This window comes from Burkholderia sp. BCC0322, from assembly GCF_902833045.1.
Lineage (GTDB): Bacteria > Pseudomonadota > Gammaproteobacteria > Burkholderiales > Burkholderiaceae > Burkholderia.
On the sequence record NZ_CADFDU010000003.1, the window covers coordinates 55,650 to 73,351 of the forward strand.

The 17,702-nt window shown below is 63.2% G+C and carries 17 protein-coding genes; 12 read left to right on the forward strand and 5 right to left on the reverse strand.

Annotated features, from left to right (window positions below):
- From HWX39_RS10615 to HWX39_RS10650, 8 genes are all read left to right on the forward strand, one after another.
- Complete coding sequence (locus HWX39_RS10615; protein WP_175967775.1) at positions 1-1,941, forward strand: DUF3274 domain-containing protein; 1,941 nt, start codon at positions 1-3, stop codon at positions 1,939-1,941.
- Complete coding sequence (locus tag HWX39_RS10620; RefSeq protein ID WP_244134963.1) at positions 1,923-2,672, forward strand: hypothetical protein; 750 nt, start codon at positions 1,923-1,925, stop codon at positions 2,670-2,672. Before HWX39_RS10615 ends, HWX39_RS10620 begins: the two co-directional genes overlap by 19 nt.
- Positions 2,669-3,415 carry a hypothetical protein gene (locus HWX39_RS10625; protein WP_175967777.1) on the forward strand — a complete coding sequence of 249 codons (747 nt, stop codon included), beginning with the start codon at positions 2,669-2,671 and terminating at the stop codon, positions 3,413-3,415. Before HWX39_RS10620 ends, HWX39_RS10625 begins: the two co-directional genes overlap by 4 nt.
- Before the next feature lie 21 nt (positions 3,416-3,436).
- Positions 3,437-3,709 (forward strand): PAAR domain-containing protein, encoded by a 273-nt coding sequence (locus HWX39_RS10630; protein ID WP_244134964.1) that lies wholly within the window; start codon positions 3,437-3,439, stop codon positions 3,707-3,709.
- Positions 3,706-5,115, forward strand: a complete 1,410-nt coding sequence (locus tag HWX39_RS10635) for a hypothetical protein (RefSeq protein ID WP_175967779.1) — start codon at positions 3,706-3,708, stop codon at positions 5,113-5,115. Before HWX39_RS10630 ends, HWX39_RS10635 begins: the two co-directional genes overlap by 4 nt.
- A 246-nt stretch (positions 5,116-5,361) precedes the next feature.
- Positions 5,362-5,685: a metalloregulator ArsR/SmtB family transcription factor gene (locus HWX39_RS10640; protein ID WP_041493622.1), complete on the forward strand. Its 324-nt coding sequence runs from the start codon at positions 5,362-5,364 to the stop codon at positions 5,683-5,685.
- A complete protein-coding gene (locus tag HWX39_RS10645) occupies positions 5,685-6,116 on the forward strand; it encodes an SRPBCC domain-containing protein (RefSeq protein ID WP_175967781.1) in 432 nt (143 codons plus the stop codon). The genes HWX39_RS10640 and HWX39_RS10645 overlap by 1 nt, the downstream gene beginning before the upstream one ends.
- Positions 6,113-6,550 (forward strand): DUF1801 domain-containing protein, encoded by a 438-nt coding sequence (locus HWX39_RS10650; RefSeq protein ID WP_175967791.1) that lies wholly within the window; start codon positions 6,113-6,115, stop codon positions 6,548-6,550. Before HWX39_RS10645 ends, HWX39_RS10650 begins: the two co-directional genes overlap by 4 nt.
- Before the next feature lie 124 nt (positions 6,551-6,674).
- Here HWX39_RS10650 and acnA read toward each other — a convergent pair whose 3' ends face one another.
- The 5 genes from acnA to HWX39_RS10675 form a co-directional block, all read right to left on the reverse strand.
- A complete protein-coding gene (gene acnA / locus HWX39_RS10655) occupies positions 6,675-9,392 on the reverse strand; it encodes an aconitate hydratase AcnA (RefSeq protein WP_175967793.1) in 2,718 nt (905 codons plus the stop codon).
- Between the two features lie 52 nt (positions 9,393-9,444).
- Entirely contained in the window at positions 9,445-10,896 is a 1,452-nt protein-coding gene (locus tag HWX39_RS10660; protein ID WP_175967795.1) for a bifunctional 2-methylcitrate dehydratase/aconitate hydratase, read from the reverse strand.
- A gap of 22 nt (positions 10,897-10,918) precedes the next feature.
- Positions 10,919-11,434, reverse strand: a complete 516-nt coding sequence (locus tag HWX39_RS10665; protein WP_089442945.1) for a hypothetical protein — start codon at positions 11,432-11,434, stop codon at positions 10,919-10,921.
- A gap of 230 nt (positions 11,435-11,664) precedes the next feature.
- Complete coding sequence (locus tag HWX39_RS10670; RefSeq protein ID WP_175967798.1) at positions 11,665-12,672, reverse strand: aldolase/citrate lyase family protein; 1,008 nt, start codon at positions 12,670-12,672, stop codon at positions 11,665-11,667.
- A 184-nt stretch (positions 12,673-12,856) separates the two neighbouring features.
- Positions 12,857-13,843 (reverse strand): malate dehydrogenase, encoded by a 987-nt coding sequence (locus HWX39_RS10675; protein ID WP_175967800.1) that lies wholly within the window; start codon positions 13,841-13,843, stop codon positions 12,857-12,859.
- A 288-nt stretch (positions 13,844-14,131) separates the two neighbouring features.
- On the opposite strand from HWX39_RS10675, the gene HWX39_RS10680 reads away from it, so the two are divergent.
- The 4 genes from HWX39_RS10680 (at position 14,132) to sdhA (ending at position 17,695) form a co-directional block, all read left to right on the forward strand.
- Positions 14,132-14,956, forward strand: a complete 825-nt coding sequence (locus HWX39_RS10680; protein ID WP_175968510.1) for a GntR family transcriptional regulator — start codon at positions 14,132-14,134, stop codon at positions 14,954-14,956.
- 170 nt (positions 14,957-15,126) lie between these two features.
- Positions 15,127-15,543 carry a succinate dehydrogenase, cytochrome b556 subunit gene (sdhC, locus tag HWX39_RS10685; protein ID WP_175967803.1) on the forward strand — a complete coding sequence of 139 codons (417 nt, stop codon included), beginning with the start codon at positions 15,127-15,129 and terminating at the stop codon, positions 15,541-15,543.
- 4 nt (positions 15,544-15,547) lie between these two features.
- Positions 15,548-15,916 carry a succinate dehydrogenase, hydrophobic membrane anchor protein gene (gene sdhD / locus HWX39_RS10690; protein WP_011355745.1) on the forward strand — a complete coding sequence of 123 codons (369 nt, stop codon included), beginning with the start codon at positions 15,548-15,550 and terminating at the stop codon, positions 15,914-15,916.
- Positions 15,917-15,919: 3 nt separating this feature from the next.
- Positions 15,920-17,695 (forward strand): succinate dehydrogenase flavoprotein subunit, encoded by a 1,776-nt coding sequence (sdhA, locus tag HWX39_RS10695; RefSeq protein ID WP_175955146.1) that lies wholly within the window; start codon positions 15,920-15,922, stop codon positions 17,693-17,695.
- The last annotated feature ends 7 nt before the right edge of the window (positions 17,696-17,702 follow it).

The window sequence follows — 17,702 nt, forward strand, 5'->3', positions numbered from 1 at the left end:
ATGACGGATCACTCCAACCAACCGGACGACACGGACGACGATGCTGGTACGCCGAGACCCTATCGGCACGACATTGCAACGCGCATCGTGCCGATGCAGCGCGATCATCTAGGGCAACCGTATTGGGAGTCATATCACACTCCGAGCAGTTTTCAGGTGCGCGCAGAATGCCGCATTCCGCCGCACATGCCAGGCGTCATCATCTTTGTGCATGGCGTTAATTCCACGGGGGAGTGGTATGACGCGGCGGAACAGGCGTTGTGCGATGGGTTGAATGACCGGTTAAAGCGGCCTGAAGGCGCGAAGCTGAAAGCTAACAATTACATCGCGGTTGATCCTGATACGAAGAGGCCCATTCCTCGCCAACTCGATCCCGACGCGACCGGGAATTCCCCCGTGATCCGCTTCTATTGGGGGTACAGCGCGGCCCCCGGGACCGAGCGCAACTGGCGCATCCCGATGCGCAACTCGCGCGGCTTCGACGCGTGGGCGCCCCTGTGCACGAACGAAAAAGGTCCGTGGTATTGGGGAGGTGGCCCTTTCCAGAACGGCACCAACAACCTGCCGCAATTGTGGAGCGACGAGGGATTCAAACGTTACGTGCTCAGGTTCGATATGGAGTCATTGAACACGGAGGCCGATCGCCAACTGCAGGATTCTCCGCCGCGCACATACTACGCTCATGCAGCCCAACGGCTAGCCGACCTGATCGACCGGATTCGCGACGAGTGTCCACGCGATACGGTGACTGTGATGTCGCATAGCCAAGGGACGATGATTGCGCTCGCGGCGACCGCCTTATGCAAGACACGCGCGCCCGATGCCGTGTTCGTGATGAACTCGCCGTATGCCCTCGATGACAAGATCACGGACGCCCTGACCTGTGGTGTGGAACGCCCCACTCCGGAGGCGCGTATCAACACTTTCCGGAACATCGCAAACCGGATCAAGCGGGACAAGCACGTTTTCACCGAGACGGAATTGAATCAGCTTCAGTGCGGCGCGTCCGAGGACATGGATTTCTGGCGGCCCGACAACCGGCGCAAGTCCGGCGTGCATGAGCGTGACAATCATGGCCGACTGTACGTTTACTTCACGCCGCACGATCGCGTGATGGGCGCCACGCCGCTGCAAAGCATCGGCTGGCAGGGCCTGGATGACAAATTGCTCGCCGAACTGGGCGGTACCGTCAAGCAGCGCATGCTGGCGCGCGGTACTCCGGTGGGCGACGCGCCGGGCGTGAAGAAGTTCGGCACGCTTCCGCCGACTCCCGAAGACAAGCTTGTATCCGGAGCGAAGTCGACCGATTTCTGGAACGGTAACCGGGCTATTTTTACGCCCCTCCTGACGCTGTGGTCGGTACCCCATCCCGACAAAACCGTGACGATCAATGCTGAAGAGGTGCCGCAGCCGGTCACGGCCGAAGAAATGGACGTCTTTGAGGACTCCCGCGCCGATGCGCCTCCCATGGGCAAGTGGGTCCCCGATCCGAATGATCCCAACACGGGGAGCTACGCTGACTCCGACTATCGCTTTATGCGCTCGATTTATCGGCCGGAGCGCAGCGTGACGACTGAGGACATTTACAGTTCCCGTCGCGAGACTCGGCCTGAGACTCAGGACGAAATGCTGGAACGACTCGATGCCTATCTCGCCGAACCGACCAATCACAGCACGCTGCCCAAGCATCAGGCGTTTATGCGTCGGGTGGCCGCCTACGACCTGCCGATTGGTTTCTGTGATGCGTATGAGAGGCCGGCGTTCTGGAGCCGCCTGATCAAATTTGCCGATTGGACGCTGGGCTATGACGCTTACTTTGAGCTCGGTGTCCCACAAAGCATCGTCAAGCCATCCTATATCGATTGGGGCACGGTCGCCGACGAACAAAGTAAGGCCGAAGCCGAACAACTCAGGCAACAGCAATGGAAAGGGGGAGCGTGATGAGATGCGCCACAGCCATAATCGCGCTGGTCACTCTCGTGCAGGGGTGCACGGCGCAGCCCCCAGGGCGCCCGGTTTTCAGACTCGCAGATTTTTGGAGTTCGACGCTCAAGGAGTTGCCGTATGACTCGCCGCCCCAAGTCATCTACCGGATTGACGACTACCGCTTTGTGACGTTGGAACGTTATCGAGACTGTTACCACGGGGAATCGTACTACAACGATACCCGTGCCGGTATCAGAAAGTATTTAGGACGCGGGCATTTTGAAAATTTCCAGGGCCGTATCATTAACGCCGATCCGACTGGAATGAATATCGTTTTGCCCCTGGCTTACCCACCGAGAGCATTTTGCGGAAACGGTGAAAAAGGTTGTGTAGTGCCATTTTGGTATTCGACAAATGGCGGGAAAACCTTTGCCACGACGGTTTACATGGAACATAGCTTCAATTCGTTCGAGGACTCGAAGAACTATTCGATGTTCGTAACCGAAGACAAACTCTATGTCGCGAAGAAGTGGGGAGACGACGATGCCTACGTCATTGTGTCTCCGATGGTCCCAGGCATTGACTTAGGCAGGCCCTATCCGCCTGGTGTCAAGGGCGGGAGCTTTGCGGCATCAAAGCGGCCCGGAATTTTTTCAAAGCTTCGCACGCCCTCCGGCCAGGATCGAATCACTTGCGACGCGTCGATCAAGCCGACTAACCCGGATGCACCGCTGGTGCCCCAATGAGCCGCAAGATGGTGAGATACGCCGTTGCCATAATCGCACTGGTCGCCCTAATGCAAGGGTGTGCGGCACCAGCGCCGAAGCATTCGGTTTTCAGTCTTAGCAACTTTAGGAGTTCGGCGCTCAAGGAGTTGCCGTATGACTCGCCACCTCAAGTCATCTATCGAATTGACGAACACCGCTTTGTAACGCTGGAACGTTACCGGGACTGTTATCACGGGGAATCGTATTACAACGACACCCGTTCCGGGATTCGAAAGTTCTTGGGGCGGGGCCTGTTTGAAAATTTCCAGGGTCGCATCATTAACGCCGATCCGACTGGAATAAATATCGTTTTACCCCTGGCTTATCCACCGAGAGCATTTTTCGGCAACGGTGAAAAAGGTTGTGTGGTGCCATTTTGGTATTCGACAGATGGTGGAAAAATCTTTACCACGAAGGTCTACATGGATCACAGTTTCAATGCGTTTGAGGACTCGAAGGACTATTCGGTTTTTGTAACAAAAGATCGACTCTATGTCGCAAATAGGTCGGCGGACGGTGACGCTTACGTTGTCGAATATCCGATGATTCCAGGCATTGACTTAAGCGGCCCCTATCCGCCCGGTATCAAGCGCGGGAGCTTTGCGGCATCAAAGCGACCAGGCGTCTTTTCAAAGCTTCGCACCCCTTCCGGCCAGGATCGAATCACTTGCGATGCATCGATCAAGCCGACCAACCCGGACGCACCGCTGATACCCCAGTGAGGTACTCCTTTCACCACCCGCATGGAGCACACCATCATGAAAAACCCGATATGCCTGGGCGATGCGACGACGCACGGCGGCGTCGTCAAGACCGCATCATCGACATTCAATCTCGACGGCCGCAAGGTGGCGCTGCTGCATGACGTCGTCTCGTGCCCGGAGCACGGCGACAACCCGATCGTCGAGTGCGCCGAGGGTTACAGCGAAGGCGGCCGCAAATGGGCGGTGCACATGTGTCGAACGCGGTGCGGCAGCCAGGTGATCGCCAGCAGCACAGGGATGAAAATCGCATGAAGCGCACGTGGACGGTCCCGAACGTCGGGGAATATCAGTACGGCAAGCCACCGTCGATCTGGTGGTGCGTACTTGCGATCGTCGTCATCCAGATCGCGGGCATGCTCATTGCGGTACTCACGTGGGAGCAGGGCAAGCCGGTGATATCCGAACTCTTCTTCGTGCGCGCGTTGCTGTTGCCGTTGCTGGTGTCGGGTGCCGTGTGCGGCGTGATCTATTGCAGCTACGAGGAGTGGATCGAGCGGGTCGACTGGTGGAATTTCCTGTGCCGCAGCGAGCGGGCGACGTGGCGGCGATGGGCGCAAGCTCACGTGGTGATCGTCGATAGCGTTGCGTTGACGCCGGAGCCCGAGTTGGCTGAACGTCTGCTGGGCCTGGAGGGCAGTGCGCCGATGAATCCCGGCAAGATCCTGGCGTTGCCGGCATCGAACGGTTCGGCAGGCGTATCGCGGCTCGAATGGGTGCTGGAGCAACTGCTGACGCCGTTCGCGGCCAGCCTTGCGCGTCATGCGCGGAGTCGAGTCGTCGATGTGATCCTGCAATCGGCCGGCAAGGAGGATCTGGCCGAACTCCGGGCCGTCTGGAAGCGGCTGAACCTGCCCGACCTCGTGCAGTTCGGATGGGTGCCGTTCGGTGCGACGCAGACGAACATCCAGACGTGGTTCGACGAAGGCTGCAAATCCGATTTCCGGCTGTTGCTGGCCTGTCAAATGCATGCGGAGGGCGCGGAGCCGGCATGGTCGGAGGCCGCCGTGGCGATGTTGCTCACCTCGCCGCGCGTGATCGAGGACTTCAACGGAAAACTCCGGCCTCAGGCGCGTTTATTCCGCCCGATTGCGATGCCATCCGATTCCGTGGTGGACGCGCTGGAAACGCTGTTGGAATCGGGGCAGACGCCGCGCGTGCGCATCAGGCACGCGTGGCTGAGTGATCTGCCGCCCCCGGGTCGGCATGCGACGCTCGGCGCCATCAAGGATGCAGGACTGGAACTGCCGGTGCACGATGTCGACCGCGCGATCGGCAAACCGGGGCCGGTGAGTGAGCTATTGCTTCAGGCGCTCGCGGCGCAGATGGTGGCGCATGGCCAGGGCGCACAGCTGGTTGCTTCGCCGAACGCTCAACAGGTGCGGCTGCATTTGGTCGGAGCGCAGAGCGCACCGGTGCCTCGCGTCGAGGCGGGCTATATGCGTCGGCTTAGCTTGTCGGTAAGCGTGGGCGGGAGTTGTTGCCTGATCCTGATCATGGTCGCGCTTAATGATCTCAATGCATCCAGAGGATGGTTCTGGGCCTGCCTGGCCGGATTCGTAGTGCTGTTCCTGATCCAGCTTGGCGGTTCGTTTCTGAGGCGTCGTTTGCTGGATGACGATTTTTACCGACAACTGCGGCGCATGGGCGCTTGGATTTGATGCCGGGTCATGTGTGGCATGGCATCAGCGCGCGACGATCGAATAAAAAATAGAGCAAACACTCGAATCCGGATGGGCGAAGCCGGCGTGATCCGACGGTCCGCGAGACCTTCGGCCAGCCCGCTTCCGACGCGAAGCGCGCCGCATGAAGCAGCGGCGCGCCTCGGCATCCACAAAATTCCTCCTTGACTCTCGCCGCTCGCCGGATATCCTTCAACCCATAACCAACGGGTTATGAATCAGGATATGCAGAACGCTCACGACATGCTTTTCCGGACGCTTGCCGACCCCACGCGCCGCGCGCTCTTCGAGCGGCTGTGCGCGGACGGCGAACTGACGGTTGCCGCGCTGACGGCCCATGCGGGCGTCTCGCAGCCGGCCGTCTCCAAGCATCTCGGCGTCCTGAAGCAGGCCGGGCTCGTGAGCGACCGCCACGAAGGCCGGCAGACGCACTACAGCGCACAGCCGCAAGCGCTGGCCCCGTTGATCGACTGGACGAGCCAGATGGCCGGCTTCTGGCAGAACCGGTTCGACGCCCTCGAAGATCTGCTCAAAAGGATGGATCAGTAATGAACCAGGCCACTACCGAAACGCGCTCCGTCGTCGTCGAACGGGAACTGCCGCATCCGCCGGAGAAGATCTGGCGCGCGCTCACGCAACCGCATCTGATCGAGGCGTGGCTGATGAAGAGCGACTTCGAGCCTGTCGCGGGCCGCGCATTCAGCTTCCGTGCGGACTGGGGCTCGGTCGACTGCACGGTCCTGACGATCGAGCCGCACCGCGCGCTGTCCTACACGTGGGCCGCATACGGCCTCGAAAGCGTCGTCACGTGGACGCTCACGCCGACGCCGGCCGGCACGCACCTGCGGATGGAGCAGGTCGGCTTCCGCACCGACCAGGAGCAGGCGTACCGCGGTGCGCAGCACGGCTGGGTCCGGTTCTTCGATTCGCTCGAACAGGTACTGGCGCGCCCCGACGAAGGCACGGAGGCCCGCGCATGAGCACAACGGACCTCACGCCGTCGGAACGTATCGACGCGCTGATCGCCGGCATTGCCGACTGGCGCGGCAAGACCTTCGCCGACCTGCGCCAGACGATCCTCGATGCGCAAGCGGGCATCGTCGAGGAATGGAAATGGATGGGCAGCCCCGTGTGGTCGTGCGACGGAATGATCGCCGTGGCGAACGCGCACAAGGGCAAGGTGAAGCTGACGTTCATGCATGGCGCGCATCTGCCGGATCCCGCCAGGTTGTTCAACGACGGCCTCGACGGCAATGCGCGGCGTGCGATCGACCTGTTCGAAGGCGACCGGATCGACAAGCGGGCGCTGAAGAATCTGGTGCGCGCGGCGATCGAATACAACCGCACGCATCTGAAGAAGAACGCGCGGCGAGCGGGCCCAGGCGCGAAGGCGCGCGCCGACAACGCGGCGTGACGCGCCGGACGCGCGGCGGCATCGCGTAACGCACGCACGAAAAAAAAGCCCGACACGAGGTCGGGCTTCCAAATCGGCCGCAACCGCCCGCGAGGCGGCTGCGGCACCTGCAAAAGCAGGGCGCTTACGCTGCGAGCAGCGAGCGCAGCACGAACGGCAGGATACCGCCGTGCTTGTAGTAGTCGACTTCGATCGGCGTATCGATGCGCAGCAGCACCTGCACACGCTGCGTGTCGCCGTTCTTGCGGTTGATCACGAGCGTGACGTCCTGCTGCGGCTTGAAGTCGTCGCCGAGGCCTTCGATGTCGTACGTTTCTTCGCCGGTGATGCCGAGCGACTGGACGCTGTCCGAGCCCTTGAACTGCAGCGGCAGCACGCCCATGCCGACCAGGTTCGAGCGGTGGATGCGCTCGAAGCTGCGCGCGATCACGGCCTTCACGCCGAGCAGCTGCGTGCCCTTCGCCGCCCAGTCGCGCGACGAGCCCGTGCCGTACTCTTCGCCCGCGAACACGACGGTCGGCGTGCCGGCGTCGACGTACTTCATCGCCGCATCGTAGATCGACAGCTGTTCGCCGCTCGGCTGATGAATCGTCAGGCCGCCTTCGACGCGCGAGCCGTCGGCCTTCGCCGGGATCATCAGGTTCTTGATCCGGACGTTCGCGAACGTGCCGCGCATCATCACGTCGTGATTGCCGCGGCGCGAGCCGTAGCTGTTGAAGTCGGCCTTCTGCACGCCGTTTTCCTTCAGCCACTTGCCTGCCGGCGAATCTTCCTTGATCGAGCCTGCCGGGCTGATGTGGTCGGTCGTGACCGAGTCACCGAAGATGCCCAGTGCGCGCGCACCCTTGACCGTCGGGATCGACGCAGCCGGTTCCATCGAGAAGTCGTTGCCGAAGAACGGCGGCTCGGCGATGTACGTCGACTTCGGCCAGTCGTAGACCTGGCCCGATTCGCCCTCGATCTTGCTCCAGAGGTCGCCCTTCTTGGTCAGCTTCGAGTAGTTGTCCTCGAACTTCTTCGGATCGAGCGCGAACTTGAGCAGCGCGTGGATTTCTTCGCTCGTCGGCCAGATGTCGCCGAGGTAGATGTCGCGGCCGCCCTTGCCCTTGCCGACCGGCTCGGTCATCAGGTCGCGCGTGATGTTGCCGGCGATCGCGTATGCGACGACCAGCGGCGGCGACGCGAGGAAGTTCGCGCGGATGTTCGGGTGGATACGCGCTTCGAAGTTACGGTTGCCCGACAGCACGGCTGCCGCGACGATATCGTTCTTCGTGATCGCTTCGTTCAGTTCCGGCGTCAGGTCGCCCGCGTTGCCGATACAGGTCGTGCAGCCGTAGGCTGCGACCTCGAAGCCGAGTTTCGACAGGTAGGGCAGCAGGCCCGTCTTCGTCAGGTACTCGGTGACGATGCGCGATCCCGGCGCGAGCGAGGTCTTGATCTTCGGATCGACCGTGAGGCCGGCCTCGACCGCCTTCTTCGCGAGCAGGCCGGCGGCCAGCAGCACGCTCGGGTTCGACGTGTTCGTGCACGAAGTGATCGCGGCGATCAGCACGTCGCCGTTCTTCACGTCGACGCCGTTGCTCGTCGTGTACTGCGTGGCCAGATCGTCCGCCTTCTTCGCGAAGCCGTTTTCCGCGACCGGCTTCGAGAACAGGTCGGTGAACGTCGACTTGACGTGGCCGATCTCGATGCGGTCCTGCGGGCGCTTTGGGCCGGCCAGCGACGGTGCGACCGTTGCGAGGTCGAGCGTCACCGTCTTCGTGTAGTCGATGTCGCCGGCCTTCGGGATGCCGAACAGCTTCTGCGCCTTGAAGTAGTTTTCGAACGCGGCGATTTCGGCCTTCGTGCGGCCCGTGCCTTCGAAGTAGTCGATCGTCTTTTCGTCGACCGGGAAGAAGCCCATCGTTGCGCCGTATTCCGGCGCCATGTTGCCGATCGTGGCGCGGTCCGGCAGCGACAGCGACTTCGTGCCTTCGCCGAAGAATTCGACGAACTTGCCGACGACCTTCTCCTTGCGCAGCATTTCGGTGATCGTCAGCACGAGGTCGGTAGCCGTCACGCCTTCGCGCAGCTTGCCCTTCAGCTCGACGCCGACCACGTCCGGCGTCAGGAAGTACACCGGCTGGCCGAGCATGCCGGCTTCAGCCTCGATGCCGCCCACGCCCCAGCCGACCACGCCGATGCCGTTGATCATCGTCGTGTGGCTGTCGGTGCCGACGAGCGTATCCGGGTAGTACACGGTGTCACCGCCGTCCGCCTTCTTGTGGACGCCGCGCGCGAGGTATTCGAGGTTCACCTGGTGGACGATGCCGACGCCCGGCGGCACGACCTTGAACGTGTCGAATGCCTGCATGCCCCACTTCATGAACTGGTAGCGCTCGTTGTTGCGCTGGAATTCCAGTTTCATGTTCAGGTCGAGCGCGTCCTTCTGGCGGAAGTAGTCGATCTGCACCGAGTGATCGACGACGAGATCGACCGGGACCAGCGGTTCGATCTTCTTCGGATTCTTGCCCGTACGCTCGGCGACGCCGCGCATGGCCGCGATGTCGGCAAGCAGCGGCACGCCCGTGAAGTCCTGCAGCACGACGCGCGACACCACGAACGGAATCTCGTCGACACGCTTCGCGGTCGGCTTCCAGTTCGCGAGCTGCTCGATGTGCTCTTCGGTGATTTTCTTGCCGTCGTAGTTGCGCAGCACGGACTCGAGCACGATACGGATCGACACCGGCAGGCGTTCGATCTTCGTCTTCAGTTCCTTGCCGAGCTGCGGCAGCGAGTAGAACTTGCCTTTGCCGGAACCGCTGTCGAATTCCTTGAGGGTCTTGTGGAGATTGTGGGCCATGGTGATTTTCCTGGGTTTAAGGCTAGGAAACAAAGAGTCCTGTATCTGACGGCTATATCACATACAGATCGACGTACTCATCGACCGGCATCGCTTCGAGCTTTGCCTGGTCCAGCGACACGTCGAGAATCGCTTGTTGCTGCTTTGCCGGGAAGCGGCGGGCAAGGTTGGTCCTGAATTTCTCGACCAGCAGCGGGACGCCTTCGGCCCGGCGCCGCCGGTGGCCGAGCGGGTATTCGACCGCCACTTCGGCAAGCTTCGACCCGTCCGTGAACTCGATCGTCAGTGCATTCGCGATCGAGCGTTTGTCCGGGTCGTGGTAATCCTTCGTGAACTGCGGATCCTCGACGCACACGGTCTTCGCGCGCAGCGCGTCGATGCGGGGATCGGCGGCGGCCGAATCTTCGTAGTCGGCCGCGGTCAGCCGGCCGAACAGCAACGGCACGGCGACCATGTACTGGATGCAGTGGTCGCGGTCGGCCGGATTGGCCAGCGGGCCCTGCTTGTCGATGATGCGGATCGCGGCCGCGTGCGTGCGGATCGTGATCCGGCTGATGTCGTCGGTCGTGCGGCCCGCGGCGGCGAGCTGCGCGTGCAGCTGCAGCGCGGCCTCGGCGGCCGTTTGCGCGTGGAATTCGGCGGGGAACGCGATCTTGAACAGCACGTTTTCCATCACGTACGTGCCGTACGGGCGCTGGAAGCGAAACGGCTTGCCGTCGAACAGCACGTCGTAGAAGCCCCAGGTCCTGGCGGTGAGCGCCGACGGGTAGCCCATTTCACCCGTTTTCGCGATCAGCGCGAGGCGCACCGCGCGGGAAGTTGCGTCGCCGGCCGCCCATGATTTGCGCGAGCCCGTGTTCGGTGCGTGGCGGTAGGTGCGCAGCGCGTGGCCGTCGACGAACGCGTTGGACACCGCGTTGATCAGCTCGTCGCGCGTGAGCCCGAGCAGCCGCCCGACGACGGCCGTCGATGCGACCTTCACGAGCAGCACGTGGTCGAGCCCGACCGCGTTGAACGAATTCTCGAGCGCGAGGCAGCCCTGGATCTCGTGGGCCTGGATCATCGCGACCAGCACGTCGCGCATCGTGAGCGGCTTCCGGCCGGCCGCGACGGCCGTGCGGGAACGCCAGTCGGCCGTCGCCAGGATCCCGCCGAGATTGTCGGACGGATGACCCCATTCGGCGGCGAGCCAGGTGTCGTTGAAGTCCAGCCAGCGGACCATCGCGCCAATGTCGAAGGCGGCCTGGACGGGATCGAGCTGGAAGGACGTGCCGGGCACCTTCGCGCCGTTCGGCACGATCGTGCCGGGCACGACGGGGCCAAGCAGCTTGGTGCAGGCAGGGTAGGACAGCGCCTCGAGTCCGCATCCGAGCGTGTCGATCAGGCAATGACGCGCCGTCTCCAGCGCGAGCGCGCTGTCGATGCCGGTATTCAGCACGTAGTCGACGATATCGACGAGTACCGTATCCGGAGCAGGGCGGACGTTGGAGACCGGGGCGGACATCGAGGGGCCGATGGGAACGCGCTTAGTTCGTTGCCGGCTTCAGCTCGTTCGACTGCGTCGGTGCCGGCGTGCCTTGCGCCATTTCCGGCGTCACGCATTCGTCCGCGAGGCGCTCGCCGCCGTTCGCGTCGGAGAACAGCATCGCCTTGGTCGGGATCACGACCAGCTTGAAGCCGGCTGCCGGATCGTAGAACGTGTCGGCACCCGTCGTCGTGGCCTGACGCGGCAGCTTGTAGTTCTTCTTCGCCCAGTGAACCGTGACGACCTGGTCGCGCTTCATGTCGCCGGCGAGGTCGAACGACAGGCCTTCCTTGCAGGACCACTTGACCGCGCCGTCCGGTACCGGATCGACCTTGGCAGCGGCACGCGCCTGCGCCTTCTTGCTGCGCGGGATGATGCGCTTGGCCGGCGCCGGGCGCTTGGCCGCGGCCTTCTTCGCGGTCGTGGTGGTCGTACCCTGGGCAAACGCGCTCGGAGCCGACACCAGCATCGTGGCGGACAAGGCGCCGATGGCGGTAGCGATCAGGAGTTTCTTCATGGAGTCAGAACCTTTCGATAATCAGTTGACAAGGGCCGGCAATCGAAACTGCCGGCCGGTTTGAAACTGCACGCGCCCCGAAAGCGCGCAGCGGCCGCTATTTTCACCTATTTGGCCGCGTATATATCAGGTTTTCGGGCTCCGTTACGTTTTTTGTCGTTTCGCAAACCTCTATCCGGTTCGCGCCTCGTCGAATGCATGAAACTCGTGTATCGGCCGGCGGCCCGCGCTCAGGGCGCGCTGCCCGCGGCGGCCGGGCCGAACAGCGGCGCGGCCTCGGCCGGTACGGGCTGGCCGGTGGCCCGCGCACGGCGCAGCACCGACCAGTAATACCGGTAACTCGCGCGATCGTGGAGCGTATCACCGTGGCGCGTCGGTCCCCAATCGGCGGCTTGCGCGGCCAGCAGGATCTCGGCGGCCAGCGCGACCTCGTCGGTGCGCGGCGCGAATGCGTCGACGATCGGGCGGATCTGCGCGGGGTGGATGCTCCACATCCGCGTGAATGCGAATTCGTCGCGCGCGCGGCGCGCATCGGCGGCGGCGACGCTCATGTCGCGCACTTCCGTCGTGACGTTGTGCGAAGGCGTCTTGCCGTGCGCGTGGCAGGCCGCGGCGATTTCCAGCTTCGCGCGGCGCACGAGCGGGTGCTCGAACTGGCCGGGCGAGCGCATCGCGGCATCGGGAATCGCGCCATGGTGCGCGGAGACGAAATCCATCAGCCCGAAGCTCAGCGTGCCGACGGTCGGCAGCGCGGCGAGGGCGGCCGCCTGCGCGAGCGCGCCGTGCGTCTCGACCAGCACGTCGACCGGAATCGGCTGCGCGATGCCGAGCTCGCGGCGCGTACCCTCGATGAACGCGGTCATTTCGGCTGCGTCGGCGGCGCTCGCGATCTTCGGGAGCGTGATGTGGGCGGGGGCGCGCGGCGCACGCAGCACGATGCGCACGTCGTCGCGCCAGTGCGGGTGGAAAAAGTCGTGGATGCGCACGCCGACGCGGCCGAAGCGGTTCTCGTCGCTGCCGAGCATGTCGGCGACGAGTGCCGCGTGCGCGGCTTCCTGGCCGACGGCCGCGCCGTCTTCGCAGTCGAGCGTGATGTCGAACACGGGGCCCAGCTCGGCCTGCAGCGCGAGCGACTTGCGCATCAGCTTTTCACTGCCCGCGTAGTGATCACAGCAGGGCAGGATCGCGGGCGGGGACGCCCCGTCGTACAGCACTTGTGCGGGAGTGAGCGCGGCCATCTCGTCTACGCCAGGGAAGCGGGTCAACGTGGAGAAAATCGGATTCGGGCGTGTTCTGGGCCGGCGCGCGGCGGGCGCGGAGCGGCAAAACGTGCGCGGATCGGATCGGTCGGCCGGGCCGGCGGCATGCCGGCCGGGGCCGAAACCGGGCTGCCCGAGGGCCGCCCGGCGATACGCGTGATGCTTAGTTCTTCAGCAGGTGGGCGACGCCATCGCGCTCTTCGAGCAGCTCGGCCAGCGTGCCGTCCATCTTCTCGCGCGAGAACGCGTCGATTTCCAGGCCTTCGACGCGCTTGTACTCGCCGTTTTCGCAAACGACCGGCACGCCGTAGATGATGTCTTCGGGGATGCCGTACGAGCCGTCCGACGGGATGCCCATCGTGACCCACTTGCCGTCCGTGCCGAGGACCCAGTCACGCACGTGGTCGATCGCCGCGTTCGCTGCCGACGCTGCCGACGACAGGCCGCGCGCTTCGATGATCGCCGCGCCGCGCTTGCCGACGGTCGGGATGAACGTGTCGCGGTTCCACACGTCGTCGTTGATCAGCTTCAGCAGCGATTCGCCTTCGGCGGTCGCGAAGCGGAAGTCGGGGTACATCGTCGGCGAGTGGTTGCCCCACACGGCGAGCTTCTCGATCGATGCGACCGGCTTGCCCGACTTCGCTGCGAGCTGCGACAGCGCGCGGTTGTGGTCGAGGCGCAGCATGGCCGTGAAGTTCTTCTTCGGCAGATCCGGGGCCGACTTCATCGCGATGTACGCGTTCGTGTTCGCCGGGTTGCCGACGACCAGCACCTTCACGTCGCGGCTCGCGACTTCGTTCAGCGCAGCGCCCTGAACCGTGAAGATTTCGGCGTTTGCCGACAGCAGGTCCTTGCGCTCCATACCCTTCGAGCGCGGACGTGCGCCGACCAGCAGTGCGACGTCGGCATCCTTGAATGCGACCTTCGGATCGTCGGTGATCACGACGCCCGCGAGCAGCGGGAACGCGCAATCGTCGAGTTCCATCACGACGCCTTTGACGGCGGCTTGGGCTTGCGGGAGGTCGAGCAGTTGCAGGATGACCGGCTGGTCCTTGCCGAGCAGGTCGCCGTTCGCGATGCGGAACAGCAGGGAGTAAGCGATTTGACCTGCGGCGCCGGTGACGGCAACGCGCTTTGCGGGCTTAGCCATTGAAAATCTCCAGGACGGGTGAAGCGTTGGACACTCGCGAAAACGCCATTCTATGCGCGTTGTGCGTAGCGTTGCATTGAAGCAGGGCGGAGGACTCGCGATGGCAGACGCGGTGAACCTGGAGACGGCCGTGGCACGTAGCCGGGGACGCGCTTTTGCACCCGCGAACCCTTGCTCGACCCGGAGTGTAGGAGTCGTCTCGCGCAAAGTCAAACGGTATCATATGTCTTATATAAGACAGATGTTTTGCGGAAATTGAGTGGACTTAAAAGTGCGGTTTGTGATGAAATGCGCGCCATGACATCGAACCAGGCGAATACCGCGAATCAGACCGGCGCAGGCGGCCCAGGGCAGCCGGGCGGGAGCGATCCCGCACCTTCGCCTGCGGCGGCTCCGTCGCCGACGTTCAGCCCGTTATACCAGCAGATTAAGTCATTGATCACGCAAAGTCTCGAAACCGGTGAATGGAAGCCGGGCGAGATCATCCCGAGCGAGGTGGAGCTCGCGGCCCGTTACAAGGTCAGCCAGGGCACCGTCCGCAAGGCGATCGACGAACTGGCCGCCGAAAACCTCGTGGTCCGGCGGCAGGGCAAGGGCACTTTTGTTGCGACGCACAATGAGGATCGCGCGCAGTTCCGCTTCCTGCGGCTGCTGGCCGACGACGGTGCCGAGCATCCGCACGTGAGCCGCCTGCTCGAATGCCGCCGCCTGCGCGCGCCGGCCGAGATCGCGCGGCAGCTCGACCTGAAGCCGGCCGACCCCGTCGTGCAGGTGCGCCGCCTGCTGGAATTCGACAGCGAGGTGACGGTGCTCGACGAGATCTGGCTGCCGGGCGCGATGTTCCGCGGGCTCACGTTCGAGCGGCTGAGCGAGTACAAGGGGCCGCTCTACGCGATGTTCGAGACGGAGTTCGGCACGCGGATGATCCGCGCGACGGAAAAGATCCGCGCGGTGGCGGCGGAGCCGGCGGTGGCCGACCTGCTGCACGTGCCGGCAGGTTTTCCTTTGCTGTCGGTCGAGCGGGTGTCCTATACATACGGAGACCGGCCGGTGGAAGTGCGTCGCGGCTGGTATGTCACAACCGGGTACTACTATCAGAATGACTTGAGTTGACGGTGTATCGGCTCAAGCCGAGTGCGTTCGCGTTCCCCACGTTCGCGAAGCACGTTTCGGGCCGCCTTTGTTCTTGTTCGCGCAACTATCCAGAGCAGACTTTCGCTGCAGCGCGATATAAAAAGGCGCTAAAATCGCGGATTAGTGTGACAACATAGTAGGGGTCTAGCATGACTGATGCAGTAAGAAAGCCGAGGCCGGAATACCGGAACATCGGATTCAGCGATATCACGATGAAATATCGCATGCCGCTGGCAGCGACTTTGTCGATCCTCCATCGAGTCAGCGGCGCGCTGCTGTTCTTGTTCCTGCCGTTCCTGCTGTTCCTCTTCGACCAGAGCCTCACGTCCGAGCTCAGCTTCGAAGTCTTCAAGGCTTTCCTCTCCAACATCATCGTCAAGCTGATCGTCCTCGCATTGTCGTGGGCCTTCTTCCACCATTTCTGCGCGGGCATTCGCCACCTGCTGATGGACGTCAACCACGACGCCGTCACGAAGGAAGGCGGCAAGCGGACGGCAGCCGTCGCCTTTGTCGTCTCGATCGCCCTGACGATCGCCATGGCACTCAAACTGTTCGGAGCATTCTAAGAAAATGGCAGCCAATAACCGAATCGGCTCGAAGCGCCTCGTCGTCGGCGCACATTACGGCCTGCGTGACTGGCTTGCGCAGCGCATCACCGCCACGATCATGGCGGTCTACACGGTCATTCTGCTCGTCCTGTTCTTCGGCGCGCACGATTTCTCGTACGAAGGCTGGGCATCGATCTTCGCCGCGCAATGGATGAAGCTCGCCACCTTCGTGATGCTGCTTTCCCTCTTCTACCACGCATGGGTCGGCGTGCGCGACATCTGGATGGACTACGTGAAGCCCGTCGGTGTGCGCCTGCTGCTGCAATCGCTGACCATCGTCTGGCTGCTCGCATGTGCGGGCTACGCCGCGCAGATTCTCTGGAGAGTGTAAAGAATGGCTGCAATCAAAACTTCCCTCCCGCGCCGCAAGTTTGACGTAGTGATCGTCGGCGCAGGCGGCTCCGGCTTGCGCGCGGCGCTGCAACTGTCGCGCGCGGGCTTGTCGGTCGGCGTGCTGTCGAAGGTGTTCCCGACCCGTTCGCACACGGTGGCCGCGCAGGGCGGCATCGGCGCGTCGCTCGGCAACATGAGCGAAGACAACTGGCACTTCCACTTCTACGACACGATCAAGGGCTCCGACTGGCTCGGCGACCAGGACGCGATCGAGTTCATGTGCCGTGAAGCGCCGAACGTCGTGTACGAACTCGAGCACTTCGGCATGCCGTTCGACCGTAACGCGGACGGCACGATCTACCAGCGCCCGTTCGGCGGCCACACCGCGAACTACGGCGAGAAGCCGGTTCAGCGCGCTTGCGCGGCCGCCGACCGTACCGGTCACGCGCTGCTGCACACGCTGTACCAGCAGAACGTCGAAGCGAAGACGCAGTTCTTCGTCGAATGGATGGCGCTCGACCTGATCCGCGACGCGGAAGGCGACGTGCTCGGCGTGACGGCCCTCGAGATGGAGACGGGCGACGTCTACATCATGGAAGGCAAGACCACGCTGTTCGCGACGGGCGGCGCAGGCCGGATCTTCGCGGCATCGACCAACGCGTTCATCAACACCGGCGACGGCCTCGGCATGGCCGCGCGTTCGGGCATCGCGCTGCAGGACATGGAGTTCTGGCAGTTCCACCCGACCGGCGTGGCCGGCGCGGGCGTGCTGATCACCGAAGGCGTGCGCGGCGAAGGCGGTATTCTGCGCAACGCGAACGGCGAGCGTTTCATGGAGCGCTACGCGCCGACGCTGAAGGATCTGGCGCCGCGTGACTTCGTGTCGCGTTCGATGGACCAGGAAATCAAGGAAGGCCGCGGCGTGGGTCCGAACAAGGATCACGTGCTGCTCGACCTGTCGCACATCGGCGCCGAGACGATCATGAAGCGTCTGCCGTCGATCCGCGAAATCGCGCTGAAGTTCGCGAACGTCGACGCGATCAAGGAGCCGATCCCGGTCGTCCCGACGATCCACTACCAGATGGGCGGCATCCCGACCAACATCCACGGTCAGGTCGTCGGCACGTCGCGCGGTCACAAGGATCCGGTCAACGGCTTCTACGCAGTGGGCGAATGCTCGTGCGTGTCCGTGCACGGCGCAAACCGCCTCGGCACGAACTCGCTGCTGGATCTCGTGGTGTTCGGCCGTGCGGCCGGCAACCACATCGTCGAGCACGTGAAGAACCAGAAGGAACACAAGCCGCTGCCGGCCGATGCAGGCGAATTCTCGCTGGCGCGCCTGGCGAAGCTCGACAAGTCGACTTCGGGTGAATACACGCAGGACGTCGCGAACGACATCCGCTCGACGATGCAGAAGCACGCAGGCGTGTTCCGCACGTCCGAACTGCTGAAGGAAGGCGTCGACCAGATGGCCGGCCTGAAGGCGCGCGTGGAAAGCATCCACCTGAAGGACAAGTCGAAGGTGTTCAACACCGCGCGCGTCGAAGCGCTCGAGCTGGAGAACCTGATCGAAGTTGCTCGCGCAACGATGGTGTCGGCGGAAGCACGCAAGGAAAGCCGTGGCGCACACGCCCACAGCGACTACGAACACCGCGACGACGAGAATTGGCTGCGCCACACGCTGTGGTACAGCGAAGGCGATCGCCTCGACTACAAGCCGGTTCAAATGAAGCCGCTGACGGTCGAATCCGTGCCGCCGAAGCCGCGCACGTTCTAAGCCGAGT